Annotated in this window: 18 protein-coding genes; 7 read left to right on the top strand and 11 right to left on the bottom strand. The window is 68.0% G+C overall.

The window, feature by feature from the left end; genetic code table 11:
- Positions 1 to 87: 87 nt before the first annotated feature.
- A complete protein-coding gene (locus IEX88_RS03760) occupies positions 88 to 1,029 on the top strand; it encodes a polyprenyl synthetase family protein (RefSeq protein ID WP_188849310.1) in 942 nt (313 codons plus the stop codon).
- A 9-nt stretch (positions 1,030 to 1,038) separates the two neighbouring features.
- Complete coding sequence (locus IEX88_RS03755) at positions 1,039 to 1,593, top strand: sterol desaturase family protein (RefSeq protein WP_188849191.1); 555 nt, start codon at positions 1,039 to 1,041, stop codon at positions 1,591 to 1,593.
- Positions 1,594 to 1,600: 7 nt separating this feature from the next.
- On the opposite strand, the gene IEX88_RS03750 is transcribed toward IEX88_RS03755, so the two are convergent.
- The 6 genes from IEX88_RS03750 to IEX88_RS03725 all read right to left on the bottom strand — a co-directional run bounded on the left by IEX88_RS03750 (position 1,601) and on the right by IEX88_RS03725 (position 9,178).
- Positions 1,601 to 2,551, bottom strand: a complete 951-nt coding sequence (locus IEX88_RS03750; protein WP_244639792.1) for a phytoene/squalene synthase family protein — start codon at positions 2,549 to 2,551, stop codon at positions 1,601 to 1,603.
- Positions 2,544 to 4,046 (bottom strand): phytoene desaturase, encoded by a 1,503-nt coding sequence (locus tag IEX88_RS03745; RefSeq protein WP_188849189.1) that lies wholly within the window; start codon positions 4,044 to 4,046, stop codon positions 2,544 to 2,546. Before IEX88_RS03745 ends, IEX88_RS03750 begins: the two co-directional genes overlap by 8 nt.
- Entirely contained in the window at positions 4,039 to 5,238 is a 1,200-nt protein-coding gene (crtY, locus tag IEX88_RS03740; RefSeq protein WP_188849188.1) for a lycopene beta-cyclase CrtY, read from the bottom strand. The genes IEX88_RS03745 and crtY overlap by 8 nt, the downstream gene beginning before the upstream one ends.
- A gap of 207 nt (positions 5,239 to 5,445) precedes the next feature.
- Positions 5,446 to 6,963, bottom strand: a complete 1,518-nt coding sequence (locus IEX88_RS03735) for a helicase HerA domain-containing protein (RefSeq protein ID WP_188849187.1) — start codon at positions 6,961 to 6,963, stop codon at positions 5,446 to 5,448.
- A gap of 166 nt (positions 6,964 to 7,129) precedes the next feature.
- On the bottom strand, positions 7,130 to 7,825 hold the full coding sequence (locus tag IEX88_RS03730) for a D-lyxose/D-mannose family sugar isomerase (protein ID WP_188849186.1): 696 nt from the start codon (positions 7,823 to 7,825) through the stop codon (positions 7,130 to 7,132).
- A gap of 60 nt (positions 7,826 to 7,885) precedes the next feature.
- On the bottom strand, positions 7,886 to 9,178 hold the full coding sequence (locus tag IEX88_RS03725) for a glycerate kinase type-2 family protein (RefSeq protein ID WP_188849309.1): 1,293 nt from the start codon (positions 9,176 to 9,178) through the stop codon (positions 7,886 to 7,888).
- 259 nt (positions 9,179 to 9,437) lie between these two features.
- Between IEX88_RS03725 and IEX88_RS03720 the strand changes: the two genes are divergently transcribed.
- From IEX88_RS03720 to IEX88_RS03710, 3 genes are read left to right on the top strand one after another with little or no spacing between them, the layout of a single operon-like run.
- Positions 9,438 to 10,877, top strand: coding sequence for a cytochrome ubiquinol oxidase subunit I (locus tag IEX88_RS03720; protein WP_188849185.1), 1,440 nt, complete (start codon positions 9,438 to 9,440; stop codon positions 10,875 to 10,877).
- Between the two features lie 9 nt (positions 10,878 to 10,886).
- Positions 10,887 to 11,888: a cytochrome d ubiquinol oxidase subunit II gene (cydB, locus tag IEX88_RS03715; RefSeq protein ID WP_188849184.1), complete on the top strand. Its 1,002-nt coding sequence runs from the start codon at positions 10,887 to 10,889 to the stop codon at positions 11,886 to 11,888.
- Positions 11,869 to 12,039 carry a DUF2474 family protein gene (locus IEX88_RS03710; protein WP_244639791.1) on the top strand — a complete coding sequence of 57 codons (171 nt, stop codon included), beginning with the start codon at positions 11,869 to 11,871 and terminating at the stop codon, positions 12,037 to 12,039. The genes cydB and IEX88_RS03710 overlap by 20 nt, the downstream gene beginning before the upstream one ends.
- A 30-nt stretch (positions 12,040 to 12,069) precedes the next feature.
- Here IEX88_RS03710 and IEX88_RS03705 read toward each other — a convergent pair whose 3' ends face one another.
- On the bottom strand, positions 12,070 to 13,554 hold the full coding sequence (locus IEX88_RS03705) for a UdgX family uracil-DNA binding protein (protein ID WP_188849182.1): 1,485 nt from the start codon (positions 13,552 to 13,554) through the stop codon (positions 12,070 to 12,072).
- Between the two features lie 319 nt (positions 13,555 to 13,873).
- The gene (locus IEX88_RS03700) at positions 13,874 to 15,121 is read right to left on the bottom strand and encodes a putative DNA modification/repair radical SAM protein (protein ID WP_373289540.1); all 1,248 of its coding nucleotides are present in this window, start codon (positions 15,119 to 15,121) and stop codon (positions 13,874 to 13,876) included.
- 274 nt (positions 15,122 to 15,395) lie between these two features.
- On the opposite strand from IEX88_RS03700, the gene IEX88_RS03695 reads away from it, so the two are divergent.
- On the top strand, positions 15,396 to 15,842 hold the full coding sequence (locus IEX88_RS03695) for a BA14K family protein (protein ID WP_188849181.1): 447 nt from the start codon (positions 15,396 to 15,398) through the stop codon (positions 15,840 to 15,842).
- 125 nt (positions 15,843 to 15,967) lie between these two features.
- Here IEX88_RS03695 and IEX88_RS03690 read toward each other — a convergent pair whose 3' ends face one another.
- From IEX88_RS03690 to IEX88_RS03680, 3 genes are all read right to left on the bottom strand, one after another.
- Positions 15,968 to 16,774 carry an FAD binding domain-containing protein gene (locus tag IEX88_RS03690; RefSeq protein ID WP_188849180.1) on the bottom strand — a complete coding sequence of 269 codons (807 nt, stop codon included), beginning with the start codon at positions 16,772 to 16,774 and terminating at the stop codon, positions 15,968 to 15,970.
- 99 nt (positions 16,775 to 16,873) lie between these two features.
- A complete protein-coding gene (locus IEX88_RS03685) occupies positions 16,874 to 19,219 on the bottom strand; it encodes a xanthine dehydrogenase family protein molybdopterin-binding subunit (RefSeq protein WP_188849179.1) in 2,346 nt (781 codons plus the stop codon).
- Between the two features lie 93 nt (positions 19,220 to 19,312).
- Complete coding sequence (locus IEX88_RS03680; RefSeq protein WP_188849178.1) at positions 19,313 to 19,807, bottom strand: (2Fe-2S)-binding protein; 495 nt, start codon at positions 19,805 to 19,807, stop codon at positions 19,313 to 19,315.
- Positions 19,808 to 20,232: 425 nt separating this feature from the next.
- On the opposite strand from IEX88_RS03680, the gene IEX88_RS03675 reads away from it, so the two are divergent.
- Positions 20,233 to 22,230: an autotransporter assembly complex protein TamA gene (locus tag IEX88_RS03675; protein WP_244639789.1), complete on the top strand. Its 1,998-nt coding sequence runs from the start codon at positions 20,233 to 20,235 to the stop codon at positions 22,228 to 22,230.

The following is a 22,230-nucleotide window of genomic DNA, read 5'->3' as shown; positions in this document are numbered from 1 at the left end:
CACTTGGCACCGGCCGCGGGAAGAACAAGTATCAGGGACGATGGGGACACTGCCAGTGGGCAGCCGAGGAAAGCGATCGCTTTGGGAATGACTGCCGACCTGAACGCCAGTACCGACGAGGCCCGGCGCCGCATCGACACGCGGCTGGGAGAACTGATGCCGCAGGCCCTGCCAGGTCAGCCCGAACTCGCCGCCGCGCTGCGCGACGGCGTGCTGACACCGGGCAAGCGCCTGCGCCCGCTGATGACCCTTTTTGCCGCCGAAGAACTCGGTGGCGCCCGCGAGCCCGCGATCGATGCCGGCTGCGCCGTCGAGATGATCCATGCGGCATCGCTGATCCTCGACGATCTTCCCTGCATGGACAACGCCCTCCTGCGCCGCGGCCTGCCGGCCGTCCACGCCGGCCATGGCGAGGACCTCGCGCTCCTCGTCTCGGTCGCCGCGATCAGCCATGCCTATGGCCTGCTCGCCGGCATCGAGCCGCTGTCGGCGCAGGCGCGGATCGACTGCGTCGTCATCCTGACGCAGGCCGTCGGCGTCGGCGGGCTCGTCGGCGGCCAGTTCGCCGATCTGCGCGGCGGCCGGCACAAGCGGCCGGCGACCGAAATTTCCGCGGCCAATGGGATGAAGACCGGCTCTCTGTTCATCGCCGCCGCGGAGATTGGTGCGGTCGTTGCGGGCGCGGATGCCGAGACGCGCGCGCGCCTGCGACAATTCGCCGACGAACTCGGCCACGCCTTCCAGCTCATCGACGATCTGCTCGACCACGGCACGAACCCCCTCGTGATCGGCAAGGATGTCGGCAAGGACTCGGGCAAGTCGACCCTGATCTCGCTGGTCGGACGCGCCTCGGTGCAGCAGCGCATCGAACGCCATCTCGATGCCGCCGATCTCGGCCTCACCCGCATCTTCGGTCCCCGCAGCCGCCTGCACTGGCTGGTCGAGACCATGCTGGCCCAGGCCCAGCCCGCGGCCCCCGTGCAGGACCGAACGACGCACGGCCTTCCCGAAGAAGTCGGCGCGCGGTAGACTAGCCAAATGGATTTCTCGAGCTGGCCCGTGCTGATCGCCATCGTCCTCCTCGCCGTGGTCGGCATGGAGGGTTTTGCCTGGTGGGCGCACAAATACATCATGCACGACTGGGGCTGGGGCTGGCACCGGTCGCACCACGAGCCGCATGAGGGCATGTTCGAAAAGAACGACCTGTATGCCGTCGTCTTCGCCGGTTTCTCGATCCTGCTCTTCGTCGTCGGCACCGGCTTCGGCATCCCCGTGGTGACGGCCTTGGCGACCGGCATCACCATCTACGGCTTTCTCTATTTCGTCGTGCATGACGGGCTGGTGCACCAGCGCTGGCCGTTCCGCTACATCCCGCACCGCGGCTATGCCAAGCGACTCGTCCAGGCGCACCGGCTGCACCATGCGGTGCGCGGCAAGGAACACGGCGTCTCCTTCGGCTTCCTCTACGCGCCGCCGATTGAAGACCTGCAGCGCCGCCTGAAGGATTCGGGCGTGGTGGCGCGCGAGCAGGCCGAGATCCGGCGCAGCGCCAAGGCCGTCGCCCCGACATCGGACGCTTCGCCGACCCTCTGACGATCCGTCAGCGCGGCTGGTCGTGGCACCAGAGGCCGCTCGGCCGTGGCGCGTCGTCGCCGCGCCTTCGGGCCGCCACCGCAGCGCCACGCAGCACCTGCGACAGCTTTTCCGCCCGCGACGTCGAGACCCTGGTGTCCCAGGCCCGGGGGCCGCGCCGGACGACTTCCGTGCCGATCGCGCGGTAGACGCCGTGCGCGGTCGCGACGGCCCAGGCCGAGCGCCGCGGCAGCGCGTCGATGCCGATCCTAGCCGAGGCGTAGTAGGGCTCGGCCAGCGCCACCAGCCGGGCGGCCAGAACCGCCACCTTGCCGCGGTTTTCCGGCAGCGCGACGCCCTCGGGATCGAGGCCGACCTCGGCGAGCCAATCCGCTGGCAGATAAAGCCGCCCGGCCAGCGCATCGGGGACGATGTCGCGGGCGATGTTGGTCAGCTGGAAGGCGAGGCCGAGATCGGCCGCCCGCTGCAGCGTCGCTGCCTCGCGCGCGCCCATCACCATCGACATCATCGTGCCGACGACGCCGGCGACATGGTGGCAGTAGTCGAGCGTGTCCTCGATCGTCCGATAGCGCCGGCCCTCGACGTCCATGCGAAAGCCGTCGAGATGGGCGAGCGCCAGGGACAGCGGCAGGCCGTGCCGCCGGGCAACGCGCTGCAGAGCGCGAAAGTTCGGATCCTCCAGCGCCTCGCCGGCAAAGGCGCGGCGCGTCAGCCGCTCCAGCGCGGCGATCCGCTCCTCGGGCGTGCCGGGGCCGGCCACGTCGCGGTTGAAGCCGAGATGCTGGTCGTCAACGACGTCGTCGCAGTGCCGGCACCAGGCATAGAGCAAGAGCGCGCCCTCGCGCGTCACCGGATCGAACAGCCGCGCCGCCGTGGCGAAGCTCTGCGACCCCCTGGCGATGGTCTCGGCGGCCTGCGCGGCGAGATCGTCGTCGGGCGGAAGGCTTTCCTCAGGCAAGGGTGGCATCCGCGATCATCAGGCCGGCGGTCGCCTTGGCCGAACCGACGACGCCGGGAACGCCCGCGCCCGGATGCGTGCCGGCCCCGACGATGTAGAGGTTCTCGATCTCGTCGTCGCGATTGTGCGGGCGGAACCAGGCGCTCTGCGTCAGCACCGGATCGAGCGAGAAGGCCGAGCCGACATGCGCGTTCAGCTCGTCGCGGAAGTCGAGCGGCGTGAAGATGCGGCTGGTCACGAGATCGGCCTTGAGACCCGGAATATAGCGCTCCTCGAGATAGTCGAGGATGCGGTCGCGGTAGCGCGGACCCTCCACCTCCCAGTCGATGTCGGCATTGCCGAGATGGGGCACCGGCGACAGCACGTAGAAACTGCCCGCGCCGGGCGGCGCCAGCGAGGGATCGGTGGCGCACGGATTGTGGAGGTAGAGCGAGAAATCCTCCGGCAGCACGTCGCCCTTGAAGATCTCGCCGATCAGCTCGCGGTAGCGCGCGCCAAAACAGACGGTGTGGTGCTGGATGTCGGGGCGGTGCGTCTTCAGGCCAAAATAGACGACGAAGAGCGACATCGAGAATTTCTTGCGCTTCAGGCTTTTGGCCGCCGTGGCACCGCGCGGGGTGCCGGCAAGCAGCTTGTCGTAGGTGTGCACGACATCGGCATTGGACGCGACGAGATCGGCGGCAAAGCGTCGCCCGTCCTTCAGCACCACGGCCTTGGCGCGGTCGCCCTCGACCTCGATGCGCTCGACCTCGGCCGAGAGGTGGACGGTGCCGCCGGTGTCCTCGAACAGTTTCACCATGCCGGCGACGAGCGCGCCGGTGCCGCCGCGCGGGAACCAGACGCCCCACTGCCGCTCCAGTGCATGGATCAGCGCGTAGATCGACGAGGTCGCGAAGGGATTGCCGCCGACAAGCAGCGAATGGAAGGAGAAGGCCTGGCGCAGCTGTTCGTCCTCGATGAAGCTGGCGACCTTGGCATAGACGCTGCGCCAGGCCTGCAGCCGGGCGAGCTGCGGGCCGGCCCGCACCATGTCCTTGAAGTTCAGGAAGGGCACGGTGCCGAGCTTCAGATAGCCCTCCTCGAACACTTCCTTGGAATAGGCGAGGAAGCGGCGATAGCCCTCCAGGTCTTTCGGGTTCTTCGCGCCGATCTGGCGGTCGAGCTCGGCCTGGTCGTTGACGTAGTCGAAGGCGTACCCGTCCTCCCAGCACAGCCGGTAGAAGGGGCTGACCGGCAGGAGCTCGACATAGTCGGAGAGCTTTCGGCCGGTCAGCGCGAACAGCTCCTCCAGCGCCGAGGGGTCGGTGATGACCGTTGGTCCGGCGTCGAAGGTGAAACCCTGGTCTTCGTAGACATAGGCCCGGCCGCCCGGGCGATCGCGCTTCTCGACGAGCGTCGTCTGGATCCCCGCCGCCTGCAGGCGGATTGCCAGGGCCAGGCCGCCAAAGCCCGAGCCGATGACGACGGCGGTCTTGGCGATGGGTCGATCAAGCATCCGAGACAGCCTTGCGGGAACGGGAGGGAAAGGCGAGCACGCGCAGCGCGCTCGAAATGGGGACCGGCGGCTTGCCGGTGAGGATACGCAGCCGGTCGAAGGGTCTCAACCGGTCGGCGTAGAAGCGCTCCACCAGCCCGTCGGGCAGGCGGTAGAAATGCTGCAGGATGCGGTAGCGCAGCGCCGGTGCGCCGGCGAGGAAGAGCAGCCGGTTCAGCATGCGGAAGTACCATCGCCCCTTCCAGCTGCGCACCGAATGCTTTCGCGTCGCGGCGAAGACGGAAGGGGCCGACAGGTCGTGGAGGCCGGCGAGGCGGTCGGCGAGGCGCACGGCGTCCGGCAGCGAATAACCCGTCGTCGGGTGGAAAAGCGCAGCGGCCAGACCGACCGAGGCGATGCCGGCCTTGGCGGCCCAGAACTTATTGATGTCGCCGCCAAGCGCGATCGGCAGGACGCCCTCTTCCTCCCGCAGAATCTCGGCCGCCGTCCAGCCGTGGATGCGCAGATAGGCCGCGATCGACTGCCGCAGCCTGTCCGGTTCGAGCACCGGACCGTCGGCATAATAGGTGTCCTCGACGAGGACGGTCGTGGGAGAGAGCGGCAGGACATAGACGAAATGGTAGCCGTCGGCCTGCGGGATGGTCGCATCCATGATGATCGGATGGGCGAGACCGTGCGGGGCCTCGAGGGCGATTTCCTGGCCGAGGAATTTCTGGAAGCCGAGGGTGAGATGGGGACTGTCCGTCGGCCCGCGCCCGTCGACGACGCAGGCGGCGCGGATGCGCTCGCCGCCGGCCAGCGTCACCGAGCGCGCGTCGAAACCAGTGACCTCGGCGCCGCAGCGCAGGCTGTCGCCGAGCTCAGCTGCCAGCACCGCGGCGAAACGCTCCGAGGTGACGCTCTGGTAGCCGGTGGCGAGGTTGCGCGTCAGCTGCGGAAAGCGAACGCTGTAGGCCGGCCAGCGGTGCACCACAAAGGGCTCGAGCCAGGCATGCTGCTCGGGCGTCAGGTCGCCGTCGTGGAAGGACCAGGTGTGGTTGCCGCCGATGCACTCGCCCGCTTCCAGCACCAGAAGGCGCAAAGTCGGACGCAGCTGCGCCAGGCGAAAGGCGAGGAGCCCGTTGGCCAGACCGCCGCCGACGAAGACGAGGTCGTAGGGATCATCGTGCTGCGACGGGCGATCGGTCGCCATCGTCATCGCCAGCCGACCGCAGGCAGGGCCCTTGCCGTCTCATCGCGCGTCAGCAACCGCTCCGCCCCCCCGTCCCTGCTCTCTTATCCTCAACCGTTAGGTAGCGGCTGGAACGATTGACGCAAGAGATCCGGCACGCGTCAAGACAAGAGGCCGCAGGACACGGCACCTGCCCGCCGGCGCGAGCGGCGCGCCGGGCGGCTTGGCTCACTGCCCGCTGAGGCGTGCGGCACGGCGCAGGCGCGCCTCTTCCATCGCCGCCGGCAGTTTCGGCGCATTGCCGCGCTGCGAGGCGCGCCAGGACGTGCCGGCGATGGTGACGACGCGGTTGCCGCGAAAATCCGCCTCGGCGGTGATGAAGCCGCGATCGGCCATGAAGCCGAGCAGGAACCGCCCGCGCGAGGGCGAATGGCTGCCATAGGCCCGGGCGAGGGCCGCGTCGTCGGGGCATTCCTCGCCGTCGCGCGCGGCGCGCGCCAGCATGAGATAGACGCCCTGCATCTCCTCCGGCAGCGCCTCGGAGCGCTGGATGACGCCCTGCCATTCCTCGTCGGCATCCTCGTCCGAGACACCGGCGCGGGCGAGCGACAGGCGGCGGCGGAAGGCCGGCATGTCCGTCTCGGCGCCGCCGAGGCGCTTCAGCCGGCAATGGACGAGAAAGTCCTGGTAGAGAATCGGCACCGGGCGGAAGGCGGCCTCGGGATCGGTCAGCATCTCGGCAAAAATGTCTTCCACCAGGGCGCGGCGATCCTCGGGGCTGCGGAGATCCTCGCTTTCGGGCTCCGGACGGGGCGCGGAGACGCGCTCCAGGAGTTCGCGCATCGGCGCCGGCGTGCTGCGCGCCGCCCGCGGCGGGGCCGGCAGGGCATCCTCGGCACCGGAAGAGAAGATCAGGTCGGCCATGGCCTCGGGCGCCATTTCCGGGCGCGCCAGAAGCGTCGGTCGCCCCGTCCGCCCGGCGGTCTCCACCGTGCCGATGCGAATCGGCACCGGGCGGCGCGACAGCGCCGGGCCGAGCGCCACGAAATGCCCAGGCTCCAGATCGCGAAAGCGCTCGGCCTGGCGGCGGTCCATGCCGAGGAGATCGGCGGCCCGGGCCATGTCGATGTCGAGAAAGGTGCGGCCCATCAAAAAGTTGGAGGCCTCGGCGGCGACGTTCTTGGCGAGCTTGGCCAGCCGCTGCGTCGCGACGATGCCGGCCAGACCGCGCTTGCGGCCGCGGCACATGAGATTGGTCATCGCCGCCAGCGAGACCTTTCGCGCGTCGTCAGAGACGTCGCCGGCTATCGCCGGTGCGAACAGCTGCGCCTCGTCGACGGCGATCAGCATCGGGAACCAGAGCGAATGGTCGACGTCGAAGAGGCCGTTGAGGAAGGCGGCGGCGCACTGCATCTGCACCTCGGCGTCGAGACCCTCGAGGTTGAGGACGACCGAGGCGCGGTGCTGGCGGATGCGCCCGGCGATGCGCGTCAGTTCGGCCGGCGTGCGGTCGGCGTCGACGACGATGTGGCCGTAGCGCTCGGCGAAGGAGACGAAGTCGCCCTCGGGATCGATGATCGCCTGCTGCACCCATTCCGCGCTCTGCTCGAGCAGGCGGCGCAGGAGATGCGACTTGCCCGAGCCGGAATTGCCCTGGACCAGAAGCCGCGTCGACAGCAGCTCCTCGAGGTCGAGCTCCGCCGGCTCGCCCGTGGCGGTCGTGCCGAGGTCGACGGCGATGGTCATGGACGTTCCTCCTCGGACGGGTTGCGGGACAGGTTTCGTCTAGCACCTGCGGTTAGCGAGGAGTCGCCGCCGGCGGGGTCTCTCCACAGTTTCGGTGCCGGCCGGGAGCGGCTGCCGGTCGCCCGCCGCGGCAAGGCGTTGGGCGGCTCCCCGCAGGCTGACATGATCAGCCTTCTCTGGCGAAGAACCGGTCGTAGTCCGAGACCAGGAGATGCATCGGCGCCTCGTCCTCCTCGATGGTGGAAAAGCGCCCGATCGGCTCGCGAAAGATGTTGTCGGTGACGTCGTCATTGACGGTCGAGACCTCGCCGATGAGGACGTCGGCGCCCTCGCCCCAGAAGGCGTGCCAGTGGTTCGGCATCAGGGTGACGCTCTCGCCGGGGGTGAGGCGCAGCTTGTCGCCGGCGGCAAGCGTCCGGGCGATGCCGTCGCAAAAGACGCTGACGGGCGCCTCCTCGTCGATCCCGCCGTCGGGGGCGCGCGAGAAGAGCTGCAGCGTCAGCGTGCCGCCGCCGCGGTTGATGATGTCCTCGGCCTTGATGTTGTGCCGGTGCATCGGCGAGATCTGGTCTCGGCGCGAGATCATGATCTTCTCGGCGTAGAGCATGCCGCGGCCGGAGGCGAGATCGGCATTGTCGCCATTGCGGACGGTGAACAGGAACAGGCCGAGCGAATCGAAATTGCCCTTGCCGTAGTCGGTGACGTCCCAGCCGAGGCGGCGCTCGCGGATCTGCGTGAGATCCGCGGCCCGCGCCTCCATCTCTTCGGGCGAGAGATAGGCGAAGGGCGGCATGACATAGCCGAAGGAGCGGATGAAGGCGTCGCCCTCGGTGAGGATCTCGTTGACGCGGCTGCGTTTCATGCTCGGTCTTCCCTGTTCATCCAATCGCTCGCGCGAAGAGGCATAGCGCCGGCGGCGTTCTCACGCCATGCCGCCGCCGACCAGAATGATGCGGCAATCGTTCACATTCGTCAGCGTCGGGCCGGGCACGAAGAGGTCGTTCAGCGTCTCGAAGAAGGCGGTGGAATCGTTGTTCGCCAGCGCCGCCTGCGGGTCGAGGCCGGCCGCGCGGGCTCTTGCCAGCGTGTCCGGCGAGACGAAGGCGCCGGCGGGGTCCGAGGCAAGGCCCGTGCCGCCGTCAGTGCCGTCCGTGTCGGCGCTGAGCGCGACGATGCCCGCCGCGCCATCCAGCGCCAGGGCCAGCGCCAGTGCGTATTCCTGATTCGGGCCACCGCGGCCCGACCCCGTCATCGTCACGGTGAGCTCGCCGCCGGAAAGGATCGCCACGCGCTCGCCGCGCGCGCGGGCGTCCAGCGCCAGCGCCGCATGCTCGCGGGCGACGTCGCGCGCCTCGCCCTCGACATCCGTGCCGAGGAGGATCGGCCGGTAGCCGGCAGCGACGGCTGCGGCGATGCCGGCCTGCATGGCCGAATGCGGCGTCGCGACGATGGTGTAGGCCTGGCCGGCAAAGACGGGATCGCCGGGTTTGGGCGTCTCGCAGGAATCACCTTCCAGAACGCGGCGGCAGGACTCGGGCAGGGCGATGCCGCGGCGGGCAACGATCGCCAGCGCATCTTCTCGCGTGGTGGGATCGGGCACGGTCGGGCCGGAGGCGATGACGCTCGGATCGTCGCCCGGGACGTCCGAGATGGCGAGCGTCACCAGCGTCGCCGAGCCGCAGGCCACCGCCAGCCGGCCGCCCTTGATCTCGGAGAGGTGTTTGCGGATGCAGTTCATTTCGACGATGCCGGCGCCGCTGCGCAGCAGCGCGCGGGTGACGGCCTGCTTGTCCTCCAGCGTGATGCCATCGCGCGGCAGCAGCCAGTTGGCCGAGCCGCCGCCGGAGATCAGCGCCAGCACCAGGTCGTCCGGCCCCGCGCCCCGCGCCAGGTCCAGCACGCGGCGCGTCGCGGCGAGGCCGGCGGCGTTGGGCAGGGGGTGGCCCGCCTCGACCACCTCGACCGGCCCGGCCGCGCAGCCATAGCCGTCGCGGGCGACGGCTATGCCGACCAGCCGCTCATCCCCGACGCCACGCTCGCGGTAGTAGGCAACGGCCGCCGCGGCCATGCTGGCGCCCGCCTTGCCGGCGCCGAGCATGATCACCCGGCCCTTCGGCGCTTCCGGCAGATGCGCGGCGAGGACGCCGCCCGGATGGCTGGCGGCCACGACGGCATCGAAAATGGCGCGCAGGGTCTCTGTTTCCGATCCGCCCATGCTATCGGCCAAGCCCACTGTCCTGACGGTTGGTCGCACCCATGCCTTCGTCTCCTGCCGCTCACCATTCGTGCGATCGCTTCTAGCCCAGGCTGCCCGCATATTGAACGGGGAACCGGTCTTTGGAGCACAAGCCCTTACCCGGAACGGCACAAAAGGTCGCATGGCGGTCTTGCCGCATCGCAACCGGCGCTAGTTCCTGAGAGAACACGGCCTGACAACGCCACCGCCCGGCACCGATGCCCGCGAGGAGACCGCCATGTTCGAAGGTTTCGATCCCGTCCTTCTGGCCCGCATCCAGTTCGCCTTCACGATCTCCTTCCACATCATCTTCCCTGCCTTCTCGATCGGCCTCGCCTCCTATCTGGCGGTGCTGGAAGGGCTGTGGCTGTGGACGGGCAAAAGCGTCTATCACGACATCTTCAATTACTGGCTGAAGATCTTCGCCATCGTCTTCGGCATGGGCGTCGTCTCCGGCATCGTGATGAGCTACCAGTTCGGCACCAACTGGTCGGTGTTCTCCGACAAGACCGGACCGATTCTCGGACCCTTGATGGGCTACGAGGTGCTGTCGGCCTTCTTCCTCGAGGCCGGATTCCTCGGGGTGATGCTGTTCGGGCAGCAGCGGGTTGGCAAGGGCCTGCATTTCGCCGCCACGGTCATCGTCGCCGCCGGCACCTTCATGTCCGCCTTCTGGATCCTGTCGGTGAACTCCTGGATGCAGACGCCGGCCGGCTACGGCATGAACGCCGCCGGCCAGTTCGTCCCCGAGGACTGGTGGGCGATCATCTTCAACCCCTCCTTCCCCTACCGCCTCGTCCACATGCTGCTCGCCGCCTATCTGACGACGGCCTTCATCGTCGGTGCCGTCGGCGCCTTCCATCTCCTGCGCGACCGCACCAATGCCGCCGCCCGGGTGATGTTCTCGATGGCGCTGTGGATGGCGACCGTGGTCGCGCCGATCCAGATCGTCGCCGGCGATTTCCACGGCATCAACACGCTGGAGCACCAGCCGGCCAAGGTCGCGGCGATGGAAGGGCATTTCGAGACCAACACCGACGGGCCGATGCCGCTGACCCTGTTCGGCATCCCGAACATGGCGGAAGGCCGCGTCGACTACGCCATCGAGGTCCCCTACCTCTCCTCGCTGATCCTCACCCACAGCCTCGACGGGCAGGTGAAGGGGCTGAACGAGTTTCCGCGCGATGACTGGCCGAATGTCGGCATCGTCTTCTGGACATTCCGGGTGATGGTGGCGATCGGCTTCGCCATGCTCGGCATCGGTCTGTGGTCGCTCTATGCCCGCTGGCGCTCGTCGATCTACGAGGCGACCGGGCTGCAGCGCGCCGCCATCGCCATGGGCCCGGCCGGCTTCGTCGCCGTGCTCTGCGGCTGGATCACCACCGAGGTCGGCCGCCAGCCCTTCACCGTCTACGGCCTCCTAAGGACGTCGGAGAGCCACTCGCCGATCGCCGCCGAAGCCGTCGGCACCTCGCTCATCGCCTTCGTCGTGGTCTACTTCCTGCTCTTCGGTGCCGGCACCTTCTACATCCTCCGGCTGATGGGCAAGACGCCGCATCCCGGCGAGGAGGAGCCCTCGCGCGACGAGCCGACCCGGACCGCCGGCATCACCCCGGCGTCACAGGCGATGCACCCGGACAACAAGGTCGGCGGCGCCAGAGCCGCCCCGGCGGAGTAGGAGAGCACCATGGACCTCACCATCGTCTGGGCCGGGCTCATCGCCTTCGCCGTCCTGGCCTATGTCGTTCTCGACGGCTTCGACCTCGGCACCGGCATCCTGTTCCCGCTGCTCGGCCGGCACGAGAACCGCGACACGGCGATGAACACCGTGGCGCCTATCTGGGATGGCAACGAGACCTGGCTGGTGCTCGGCGGTGGCGGGTTGTTTGCCGTCTTCCCGCTCGCCTATGCCATCATCATGCCGGCGCTCTACGCGCCGATCATCGTCATGCTGCTCGGCCTGATCTTCCGCGGCGTCGCCTTCGAGTTCCGCTTCAAGACGGTGCGCGGCCGGGTGCTGTGGGACTTTTCCTTCGCCTTCGGCTCGATCGTCGCGGCGCTGGCGCAGGGCATTGCCCTCGGCACGCTCGTGCAAGGCATCGACGTCGAGGGCCGGGCCTATGCCGGCGGCTGGTTCGACTGGCTGACGCCCTTCTCGATGATGACGGGCCTGGCCGTCGTCGTCGGCTACGCGCTGCTCGGCGCGACCTGGCTGATGATGAAGACCGAGGGCGAGTTGCACGGCATCGCCCGGCGCTACGCCTTCATCACCGGCATCGGCACGCTCGCCCTCATCGGCGCCGTCAGCCTGTGGATGCCATTTCTGCAGTCGGGATTCTATTCGCGCTGGTTCGGCTTTCCGCAGATCTTCTACGTCGCGCCGGTGCCGATCCTCGTCGCCGTCGCCGCCTGGAGCCTCTTCGACAGCATCGCCCGGGAAAAACATGTCCGGCCCTTCCTGTCGGCGCTGGCGCTGTTCACCCTGTCCTTTGCGGGCCTCGGCATCAGCTTCTGGCCACACATCATCCCGCCCTCGGTGACGATCTGGGACGCGGCGGCGCCGGAATCCAGCCAGGCCTTCCTGCTCGTCGGCGCCGCGGTCCTGATTCCGCTGATCCTCGCCTACACCGCCTATGCCTACTGGGTATTCCGCGGCAAGGTGGTCGAGGGTGAGGGCTATCACCATTAGCCCGCGCCCCGACCAGCTGAGCGACGCCGGGACCCGCCCGTCCCGCCTGTCGCCGCGGGCGCGTCAGATCCTCTGGTTCGCCGGCCTCTGGCTCGGCAGCATCCTGGCGCTGGGCACGGTCTCGCTGGTGATCCGGTCAGTGCTGCTGTAGCGGCCGGCCTCGCCCCGCAGCGCCGCCCGATCAATCCGCGCGGTATACCGCGAGTTCCGGCACGGCCGACAGGACCCGCCCCATATCCTCGCGAAACAGCACCGTCTCGCGCGCCTGCGCTTCCGGATCCGGCAGGCGAAGGATGTAGGAGGGGTGCACCGTGACAAGCAGCTGGGTGTCCGCGTCGAGATCGATCAGGCGCGAACGGGTGTCGCGGATGGAGACGGTCTTGCCGAGCACAGCCGCCGCCGCCGTGGCCCCGAGGGCGACGATCAGCCGGGGACGCACGAGGTCGCGCTCGAGGTCGAGCCAGAAGCGGCAGGCCTTCACCTCGCCGATGGTGGGCTTCTGGTGGATGCGGCGCTTGCCGCGCGGCTCGAACTTGAAGTGTTTGACCGCATTGGTGACATAGGCCCGGCTCCGGTCGACTCCCGCCTCCGCCAGCGCCTGGTCGAATACCTTGCCGGCCGGGCCGACGAAGGGATGGCCGGCCAGATCCTCTTGGTCGCCCGGCTGCTCGCCGACAAAAATCACCGGCGCGTCGTCCGGTCCCTCGCCGAAGACGGTCTGCGTCGCCGGCTCCCAGAGCGGGCAGGCCTTGCAGTGCTTTGCCTCTTCCCGCGCCTGCGCCAGCGTCTGCGGCTGGTTGCCCTGCCGTGCCGGTCGCTGTGCTATCTCAACCATGTCGCGCTCCACCTGTCTCTCGTGCCGGAAACTCGGCAGGCTCGGCGCGGTTTCCAGCATGCGCTGCGCCGCCGCCTCGGCGCCGGCGATGAGCGGCGCGATGAGCTTCGCCTCGGGCAGGTTGTGCCAGTATTTTCGCGGCATTTCCGCCTGCATCGCCTTCACCTTCAGCCGCGCCGGGTTGAAGATCGAGGCGTAGTAGGTCAGCCACAGCGCCTCCATGTCGTCGTCCGCGGGACGGTCGGCGACCGAGCCGCCCGGGCCGAAGGTCAGGCGCTCGCCATCCCAGGCGACGGAGCGCAGCGGCGTCAGGATCGACCAGCGCATGCCGGCAAAGCGCCGCGCGAAGAAGGGCGCCGTGCGCTCGACGATGTGGTGGAACGGCTCGAACCAGGCGACAAAGAGCTTTTCCGGCGGCCCTTCCGGCACCGCGACCTCGATCTCGCGAAAGCGCACGAAGGCCTTCATCTTGTGGCTGTCGCGCCGGACTTCCTTCTCCATCTCGACCGCCTTCAGGACGTCGGGATCCGACGCGATCTCCAGCAGCTTCTTCTCCCGCTGCAGCCGCCAGAGCAGGCGATAGGCGAGATCGAAGCGCTCCGGCCCAGCATGGCAAACGAGGGTTTTCGCCAGCTCCGGAAAGGCCTTTGCGACGCTCGGCTGCGGGGCGGCGGCGGGGGCTTCCGGCAGGGGGTCGGCGAAGAGGCCGGGGGCTTCGTCGCCGACGGTGAAGCTCATCTGGTCGGGGGCAAGGCCGAGCGCCAGCGCGGTGCGCGCGGTCGCGCGCCAGCCGTCGAAATCGGCGGGGTGGTCGAGGCGGGCAAAGAACATGGAAGGCTCCTTTCCAGCCAGACGCTTTGGGGGCGGCGAGGGTTGCAGCTCATCCTGCGCGACGGCGATGGCAAGCCGCGAGGCCGACGCATTTTCTTCTCCCCTCCGGGGAGAAGGTCGCGGCAGCGGGATGAGGGGCCGGCGCAGCCGGGCCACGCTAACGAGGTCGCTCCCCTCATCGCCCTGCCGGGCACTTCTCTCCGAAGGGAGAAGAACAAGCTTTGCCGTGGTGCGTGACTCTTGCACTTCGACAGGCTCAGCATGAGGGTCAGGGATGCGGCGGAGGGCACTGACGCCAAACAAGTGGCTGACCCTAACCTCAAAACAGCGACAGCTGTTCCGCCTTCGGCTTCGGCGCCACCACGGCGCGCAGCCCGGCGCTGTCGGTCAGCCCGCCCGGCGTCCAGTCCAGCGTCTCGATGAAGGGCCGCGCCTTGGCGATCGACTGGCAGAGTTTGGCCACGTCGTCCAAGCGGAGCGTGCGGTGACGACGGGTGGAGAGGATGCGCTTCACCGCTTTGGTGCCGAGGCCGGGCACGCGCAGCAGCATCTCGCGGTCGGCGCGGTTGACGTCGACCGGAAAGCGCGCGCGGTGTTTCAGCGCCCAGGCGAGTTTCGGGTCGATGCCGAGATCCAGCATGCCGTCCTCGCCGCCGGAAACGATCTCGCCGCGGTCGAAGCCGTAGAAGCGCATCAGCCAGTCGGCCTGGTAGAGCCGGTGCTCGCGCATCAGCGGCGGGCGCAGCAGCGGCAGGCGGGCGGAAGCGTCCGGAATGGGCGAGAAGGCTGAGTAGTAGACGCGCTTCAGCTGGTAGGAGCCGTAAAGGTTCTCCGAGCGGGCCAAAATGTCGTTGTCGTCGGAGGCGTCGGCGCCGACGATCATCTGCGTCGACTGCCCGCCGGGCGAGAATTTCGCGGGCTTTGCCCTGTCGCTGCGCTCGCCCTTGTGCTCCTCGATCTTGGCCCGGAGCTGCGCCATGGCGAGGCGGATGTCGCGCGCGTCCTTTTCCGGCGCCAGCGCCTCGAGGCCAAGATCGGTCGGCATCTCGATGTTGATCGACAGGCGGTCGGCATAGAGGCCCGCCTGCTCGATCAGCCGCGGCGCGGCGTCGGGAATCGTCTTCAGGTGGATGTAGCCGGCAAAATTCTCCTGCACGCGCAGCCGCCGGGCGATCTCGACCATCTGCTCCATCGTGTGGTCGGAGCTCTTGATGATGCCGGAGGAGAGGAACAGGCCCTCGATGTAATTGCGCTTGTAGAAGTTCATCGTCAGGGCGACGACCTCCTCCACCGTGAAGCGGGCCCGCGGCACGTTCGACGAGGAACGGTTGACGCAGTAGACGCAGTCGAAGACGCAGAAGTTCGTCATCAGGATCTTCAGGAGCGAAATGCAGCGGCCGTCGGGCGCATAGGCGTGGCAGATGCCTGAGCCCTCCGTCGAGCCGATGCCCTTCGTCTTGGCGGAATCGCGCCGCGTGGTGCCGCTGGAGGCGCAGGATGCGTCGTATTTCGCCGCATCGCTGAGGATCGCCAGTTTCTGCTGAATGTTCATGACTGCCATGGGCATGACATAGCGTTCATGCATTGTTCTGGCGAGGGCGACACGGATTGTTGACCGGCCGAAACGCCGGCCTGGCGAGTGACCCGGCGCGGCGCGCGGTTCATTCATCGTTCGTTCAGCCGGGCTTTGGCACAGTCGGGTCGAAATCTGCACCAGGCCGAATGGCGCAGTCCGCGGAACACGCGGCACCAGCCGGCGTTATGGTTCTTTTCTCTATCGTCGCGGGCTCCGACGATACGGTGGTTGTGCACCGGATCCACTCGAGCCCCAGAGGTGTGTCATGAAGAAGTTTCTTGCAGCATTGAGCGCCGTCGCCATTCTCGCAACCGGCGTGATCGTGCCGTCGGCACCGGCTGCGGCCGATGGCTATTATCGCGATTACGGCCGCCACGGCCACTATCGCGGGCACTACCGGGGCGGCTACCGCGACCACTATCGTCACCGCGGCTATCGTCACCATGGCGGTGGCGATGCGCTGGCGGCCGGCGCGATCGGCCTGGGCGTCGGCGCCCTGATCGGCAGTGCCATCGCGGCCGACCGGCCGAGCTACTCCGACCGCGGCAGCTACCAGATTCTCGAAGGACCCGTGGAATACGGCCGTCCGGCGCCGGTCTACCGCGCGCCCTACGATCGCACGGCGGCCTGCTATGCGCGCTACCGCACCTACGACGCCAGCTCGAACACCTTCATCGGCAATGATGGACGCGCCCATCCCTGCCGGCTCTAGAGCCTCCTAGCCCCGGACCGCCGCTCGGCGACGGTTCGGGGGGACGGCCCCATCGAAAGGCTCGCCCCGTGGCGAGCCTTTTTCGTTTTCAGACGACGCCGCTTCGCCTCAGGCGAGGCTTTGCCTCAGTGGCTCTGCGCCTTGCGGACCGCGCGCTTGGTGACGACCTTCACGAGATTGGCGCGGTAGGCGGCCGAGCCGTGCAGGTCGGAGAGCATGTTGTCGGCGCTGACGGAAAGACCGTCGATCGCCGCGGCATCGAACTGCCCGGACAGGGCGGCCCCGGCCTCCTCCCACAGATAGGCCCCGCCCTGGCTGGCGCCGGTCACGCCGACCTTGGCGCCGTCGGAGCGCTTCGAGACGAAGACGCCGCACATGGCGTAGCGCGAAGCCGGGTTGCGGAATTTCTCGTAGCCACACTGGTCGGGCGCCTCGAAGGAAACGCCGGTGACGATCTCGCTCTCTTCCAGGGCCGTCTCGAACATCGAGACGAAGAACTCGCTCGCCGCGATGTCGCGGTTGTTGGTGTGGATGGTCGCCCCGAGCGCCAGCAGCGCCGCGGGATAATCGGCGGCCGGATCGTTGTTGGCGACCGATCCGCCGATCGTGCCCATGTGGCGCACGGCCGGGTCGCCGATCAGGCCGGCGAGATGCCGGAAGCCCGGGCAGACCGCGCCGATTTCCTCGCTGGCGGCGATCTCGGCATGGGTCGTGCCGCCGCCGATGCGGATCGAGCGGCCGTTCACGGCCATGCCCTTCATCTCCGCGACATGGCGCAGGTCGACGAGATCGCTCGGCGCGGCGAGGCGCTGCTTCATCGTCGGGATCAGCGTCATGCCGCCCGCCAGGAATTTCGCTTCGCCGCCGCCGCCGGCGACGAGCGCGGAGGCTTCGGCGAGGGTCGTCGGGCGATGATAGTTCGTCTCGTACATCGGTTCGTCCTTCGTGATGGGCCGGGTCTCAGGCATCCCCTCGGGATGGAGCCGCACGGCGGAGGAAACGGGCGGCCCCATGGCCACCCGCAGTACGGATCAGGCGACGGCGTTGAGCGCCTTCCAGACCTTTTCGGGGCTCGCCGGCATGGTCAGGTCGTTGTTGCCGATGGCGTCGGTGATGGCGTTGATCACCGCCGGCGGCGAGCCGATGGCGCCGGCCTCGCCGCAGCCCTTCATGCCAAGCGGGTTGGAGGGCGACAGGGTCTCGGTGGTCGACACCTTGAAGTTCGGCAGGTTGATCGCGCGCGGCATGGCGTAATCCATGTAGGACGCCGTCACCAGCTGGCCGGTCTCGTCGTAGGAGGTGCCCTCGAGCAGCGCCTGGCCGATGCCCTGCGCGATCCCGCCATGCACCTGGCCGTGCACGATCATCGGGTTGATGACGCGGCCGAAATCGTCGGAGGCGACGAACTGGATGATCTCGACGCCGCCCGTCTCCGGGTCCACCTCGACCTCGCAAATGTAGCAGCCAGCGGGGAAGGTAAAATTCTGCGGATCGTAGAAGGCGCCTTCCTTCAGGCCCGGCTCCATGCCGTCCGGCAGGTTGTGGCCGGTATAGGCGCCGAGCGCGATCTCGTGCCAGCCGAGCTTCTTGTCGGTGCCCTTCACGCGCACTTCGCCGTTCACGATCTCGATGTCGCCCTCGTCGGCCTCGAGGAGGTGGGCGGCGATCTTTTTGGCCTTGGCCTCGACCTTATCGAGCGCCTTGACGATCGCCGACATGCCGACGGCGCCAGAGCGCGAGCCGTAGGTGCCCATGCCGAACTGCACCTTGTCGGTGTCGCCGTGGATCACCTGGACATTGTCGATGGGCAGGCCGAAGCGCTCGGCGATGAGCTGGGCGAAGGTCGTCTCGTGGCCCTGGCCATGGCTGTGCGATCCGGTGAGGATCTCGATCGTGCCGACCGGATTGACGCGGACCTCGGCCGATTCCCACAGGCCGACGCCGGCGCCGAGCGAGCCCACCGCCTTCGACGGCGCGATGCCGCAGGCCTCGATGTAGCAGCTCATGCCGAGACCGCGCAGCTTGCCGCGGCCCTTCGCCTCCGCCCGCCGCGCCTCGAAGCCGGCGACATCGGCTTCCGCCATGCCGGCATCGAGCGAGGCTTCGAAATTGCCGGCGTCATAGGTCATGATGACCGGCGTCTGGTGCGGGAAGGAACGGATGAAGTTCTTGCGGCGAAGCTCGGCCGGCGAGATGCCGAGCTCGCGCGCCGCCGTCTCCATGGTGCGCTCCATGACATAGGTCGCCTCCGGCCGCCCGGCGCCGCGATAGGCGTCGACCGGCACGGTGTTGGTGTAGACGGCCCGGACATTGGCGTGGATCGCCTTGATGTCGTACTGGCCCGACAGCAGCGTCGCGTAGAGATAGGTCGGCGTCGCCGAGGAGAACAGCGACATGTAGGCGCCGAGATTGGCGATGGTGTCGACCTTCAGGCCGAGGATCTTGTGGTCGGCATCGAAGGCCATCTCGACCTCGGTGACGTGGTCGCGGCCATGCGCGTCGGTGAGGAAGGCTTCCGAGCGCTCGCTGGTCCACTTCACCGGCACGCCGGTGCGCTTGGAGGCCCAGAGGCAGACGATCTCTTCCGGGTAGATGTAGATCTTGGAGCCGAAGCCGCCGCCGACATCGGGCGCGATGACGCGCAGCTTGTGCTCGGGCGCGACATTGTAGAAGGCGCTCATCACCAGGCGCGCGACATGCGGGTTCTGCGACGTCGTCCAGCAGGTGTAGTGGTCGTCGGCCGCCTCGTAATGGCCGAGCGCGGCCCGCGGCTCCATGGCGTTGGGGATCAGCCGGTTGTTGACGATATGGAGCTTCGTCACATGCGCGGCGCCGACGAAGGCGGCGTCGGTGGCGGCCTTGTCGCCGATCTCCCAGTCGAAGACGATATTGCCCTTGGCTTCCGGATGCAGCTGCGGCGCGCCCTCGAGGATGGCCTTGGCGGCGTCGACGACGACGGGCAGCTCGGTATAGTCGATCTCAAGCGCCTCGGCGGCGTTGCGGGCCTCGGCCTTGGTCTCGGCAACGACGACGGCGACGGCCTGGCCGACATGGCGGACGGTGCCGACGGCGAGCGCCGGCCAGGCGCCCATGGCCATCGGCGAGCCGTCCTTGGAATTGACCGCCCAGCCGCAGATCAGATTGCCGATGCCGTCGGCCTGCAGCTGCGTGCCGGTGAGGACGTCGATGACGCCGGGCATCGCCTTGACGGTGGATGTGTCGATGGCACCGAAGGTCGCATGCGCGTGCGGCGAGCGCACGAACACGGCGTGCTTCATCCCCGGCACCTGCATGTCGTCGACATATTTGCCGCGGCCGGTGATGAACCGCCGGTCTTCCTTGCGCAGAACGCTCGCGCCGATACCCTCAATGCCCATCGTCAAAACCTCCCAGTTTCGGTTGCCGCCCTCGCCGGTCGCCCTGTGGCGCCGCGTCGGGCCTGAAAATCCTCGCCGTCGCCGTTCTTGTTGTTATTCGGCGGCGATCCGCTCCGGCGTTCCGCCCATGGTCTCGGCCGCGGACAGGATCGCCTTGACGATGTTGTGGTAGCCGGTGCAGCGGCAGATATTGCCGTCGAGCTCCTCGCGCACGGTCGCCTCGTCGAGCTTGCCGTCATGACGCGCGATCATGTCGACCGCCGTCATGATCATGCCGGGCGTGCAGAAGCCGCACTGCAGGCCGTGATGCTGGCGGAAGGCGGCCTGCACCGGGTGCAGTTCCTGGCCGTTGGCGAGGCCCTCGATGGTCAGAATCTCGCTGCCGGACGCCTGGACGGCGAGCAGCGTGCAGGACTTCACGGCATGACCGTCGACGTGGATCACGCAGGCGCCGCACTGCGAGGTGTCGCAGCCGACATGGGTGCCGGTGAGGCCGAGCTGGTCGCGCAGGAACTGCACCAGCAGCATCCGGTCCTCGACCTGGCCGGTGATGGCGCGGCCGTTCACCGTCATGGAAACTTCGGTCATGGAAATCCTCCCCTTCGGGCGGAGCCGCGCTCTTGAAGCCGTCGGCCCGCCTCACTCCCTGTCCACGGGGGAAGCCCCCGGCTCGGCGCGAGATTGCCCCCAACCGGCCGCGGACGGCAAGCGCTTTCTGGAATTATTCCATCATGGCTGGGTCCCCGGGAAGCGCCGCCGCAGGGCGTTCGGGCCGGGTGACGACCGCCGAACGACCTGTCCGGACAGCGTCTTTCAGCCGCGCGCCGCTGTGACCGCGTGACAACAAACTCCCACCCGAATGGGCCCGATCACGGGATGGTCAGCCAGAGGTAAGCGTCACCTGTTGTTATTTAACGTTTTATCCGCATTTTAGCCTCGACATGTCCCGGCGCGGCTTCGAGCCCCACCGTGATGGAGGAAGCGCGTCCCGCGGGCGCAGTGTCGAGGTGCGTGTGATTTCTCCCAAGCCTTTCGCCCTGCTGAGAAGATCAGGCCGCCCCGTCGCGCAGGCCCGGTCCCGCCTGCAACGGACCGGCTTCGGGCTTTTTGCCGCACTACCCTGCCTCCTCCTGCTGCCCCAGCCGGCCCGCGCCTTCGAAATCCTCGGCTTCGAGTTCTTCTCCAAGAAGGACAAGGCGGCCGAGGGCGTCATCGATCCCCTGAACTACAGCGTGACGCTCGCCGTCACCGAGGAGATCGAGGACCTCAAGGAGGACCTCGGAAAGGCATCGACCCTCGTCTCCGACGAGGACCAGCCCGTCTCCGGCTCGCTCGGCCTCCTGTCCAAGGCCAAGAACGACCGCAAACGGCTCGTCGCCTCGCTCTACGAGAACGGGCGCTATGACGGCGTCGTCACCATTTTGATCGAAGGCCGCGACATCGACGACCTTGCGCCCGATGCCGAGTTCGGCGCCGGCCCGGTTCCCGTCACCATCACCGTGGATCCCGGCCAGGAATTCACCCTCGGCGCGGTCGCCATCACCGCCAACGGCGTTCCGGTCGATCCGACGACTTTCGACCTCGATTCCGGCTCGTCCGCCGCCTCGACGCGCCTTCTCGCCCAGGAGGCCAAACTTCTCGAGGCGCTGCGCAATGAAGGCCGACCCTTCGTCGCGGTGACGCAGCGCGACGTCGTCGCCGATTCCAAGACCGGTAGGCTCGACTATACGCTCGGCATCTCGCCCGGCGATCCCGTCCCATTCGGCACGACCTTCGTCGAGGGCGCCAAAGACGTCGACCCCAGCTTCATCGCCTACATGGCCGATATCGAGCCGGGCAAGACGTTCAGCCCCGAAGACCTGAAGCTCGCCCGCGAACGGCTGCTCGGCCTCGACGTCTTCTCCAGTGTCACGGTCAAGGAGGGAAAAGGCCAGGCGGCGGACGGTACGCTGCCGGTGCAGGTCGAGGTCGGCGAGCGCAAGTTCAATTATTACGGCGTCGGCGCGACCTATTCCAACACCGAGGGCGCCGGCGTCTCCGGCTACTGGGGGAACCGCAATCTGTTCGGCCGGGCCGAGAGCCTCAGGCTCGACGCCTCGGTATCGCGCATCGGCGCGACCGCGCTCAGCGACACCGTGCGCGAGACCGACGAGTTCGACTACAAGGCCTCGGCGGTGTTCAAGAAGCCGGGTGTGCTGGGTCCCGACTCGGTCTATGTCGGCTCGCTCGAGGCGACGTCCGAGCATCCGCTGGCCTATGACCGCCGCTCGATCGCGGCCACCAGCGGCGTGCAGTACAAGCTGACGAAGGAACAGACGATCGAGGCGCGCATCCGCGGCGAGTACGAGGAGATCACCGACTATCTCGGCGATGCCAACTATCTCATCGCCTCGGTGCCGATCACCTACACCTATGACGGCCGCGACGATAAATTGAACCCGACCGAGGGCCTCTTCGCCAAGTTCTATGCCGAGCCCTCCTACGAGTTCGAGAACGCCAAACCCTTCGTCAAGACGCGGATCGACGCCTCGACCTATCTGTCGCTGACGGAGTCCAACCGCTTCGTCCTTGCCGGGCGCGTCGCCTACGGCACGATCTTCGGCGCCGACCTCCAGGACATTCCGAACGACCGGCGCTTCTACGCCGGCGGCGGCGGTTCGGTGCGCGGCTACCAGTTCCAGACGATCGGGCCGTTCTTCCCCGATTTCGACCGGCCGGGCGGCGATTCCAACTTCAACGACACGCCGACCGGCGGCCTGACTTTGTTCGAAGCCTCCGCCGAGGTGCGGATCGGGGTCACCGAGAACATCCAGATCGTGCCCTTTGTCGATGCCGGCACGGTTTCCGACGACCTCGTGCCGGACTTCGGCGACCTGAAGATCGGCGCCGGCGTCGGCGCGCGCTATCTGACGAGCTTCGGCCCGATCCGCGTCGACGTCGGCATCCCGCTCGATCCGGGATCGCGCGATGCCAGCTACCAGATCTATGCCGGCATCGGACAGGCGTTTTGA

Source organism: Aureimonas glaciei (assembly GCF_014643375.1).
Lineage (GTDB): Bacteria > Pseudomonadota > Alphaproteobacteria > Rhizobiales > Rhizobiaceae > Plantimonas > Plantimonas glaciei.
Note: the sequence above shows the minus strand (reverse complement) of the source record. Positions and strands in the feature narration are given on the sequence as shown.

Excerpts from the sequence above, each read along its gene's own strand:
- IEX88_RS03760 (WP_188849310.1), top strand. The coding sequence starts at position 88 with ATGACTGCCGACCTGAACGCCAGTACCGACGAGGCCCGGCGCCGCATC.
- IEX88_RS03755 (WP_188849191.1), top strand. The coding sequence starts at position 1,039 with ATGGATTTCTCGAGCTGGCCCGTGCTGATCGCCATCGTCCTCCTCGCC.
- IEX88_RS03745 (WP_188849189.1), bottom strand. The coding sequence starts at position 4,046 with ATGCTTGATCGACCCATCGCCAAGACCGCCGTCGTCATCGGCTCGGGC.
- crtY (WP_188849188.1), bottom strand. The coding sequence starts at position 5,238 with ATGGCGACCGATCGCCCGTCGCAGCACGATGATCCCTACGACCTCGTC.
- IEX88_RS03735 (WP_188849187.1), bottom strand. The coding sequence starts at position 6,963 with ATGACCATCGCCGTCGACCTCGGCACGACCGCCACGGGCGAGCCGGCG.
- IEX88_RS03730 (WP_188849186.1), bottom strand. The coding sequence starts at position 7,825 with ATGAAACGCAGCCGCGTCAACGAGATCCTCACCGAGGGCGACGCCTTC.
- IEX88_RS03725 (WP_188849309.1), bottom strand. The coding sequence starts at position 9,178 with ATGGGCGGATCGGAAACAGAGACCCTGCGCGCCATTTTCGATGCCGTC.
- IEX88_RS03720 (WP_188849185.1), top strand. The coding sequence starts at position 9,438 with ATGTTCGAAGGTTTCGATCCCGTCCTTCTGGCCCGCATCCAGTTCGCC.
- cydB (WP_188849184.1), top strand. The coding sequence starts at position 10,887 with ATGGACCTCACCATCGTCTGGGCCGGGCTCATCGCCTTCGCCGTCCTG.
- IEX88_RS03705 (WP_188849182.1), bottom strand. The coding sequence starts at position 13,554 with ATGTTCTTTGCCCGCCTCGACCACCCCGCCGATTTCGACGGCTGGCGC.
- IEX88_RS03700 (WP_373289540.1), bottom strand. The coding sequence starts at position 15,121 with ATGCCCATGGCAGTCATGAACATTCAGCAGAAACTGGCGATCCTCAGC.
- IEX88_RS03695 (WP_188849181.1), top strand. The coding sequence starts at position 15,396 with ATGAAGAAGTTTCTTGCAGCATTGAGCGCCGTCGCCATTCTCGCAACC.
- IEX88_RS03690 (WP_188849180.1), bottom strand. The coding sequence starts at position 16,774 with ATGTACGAGACGAACTATCATCGCCCGACGACCCTCGCCGAAGCCTCC.
- IEX88_RS03685 (WP_188849179.1), bottom strand. The coding sequence starts at position 19,219 with ATGGGCATTGAGGGTATCGGCGCGAGCGTTCTGCGCAAGGAAGACCGG.
- IEX88_RS03680 (WP_188849178.1), bottom strand. The coding sequence starts at position 19,807 with ATGACCGAAGTTTCCATGACGGTGAACGGCCGCGCCATCACCGGCCAG.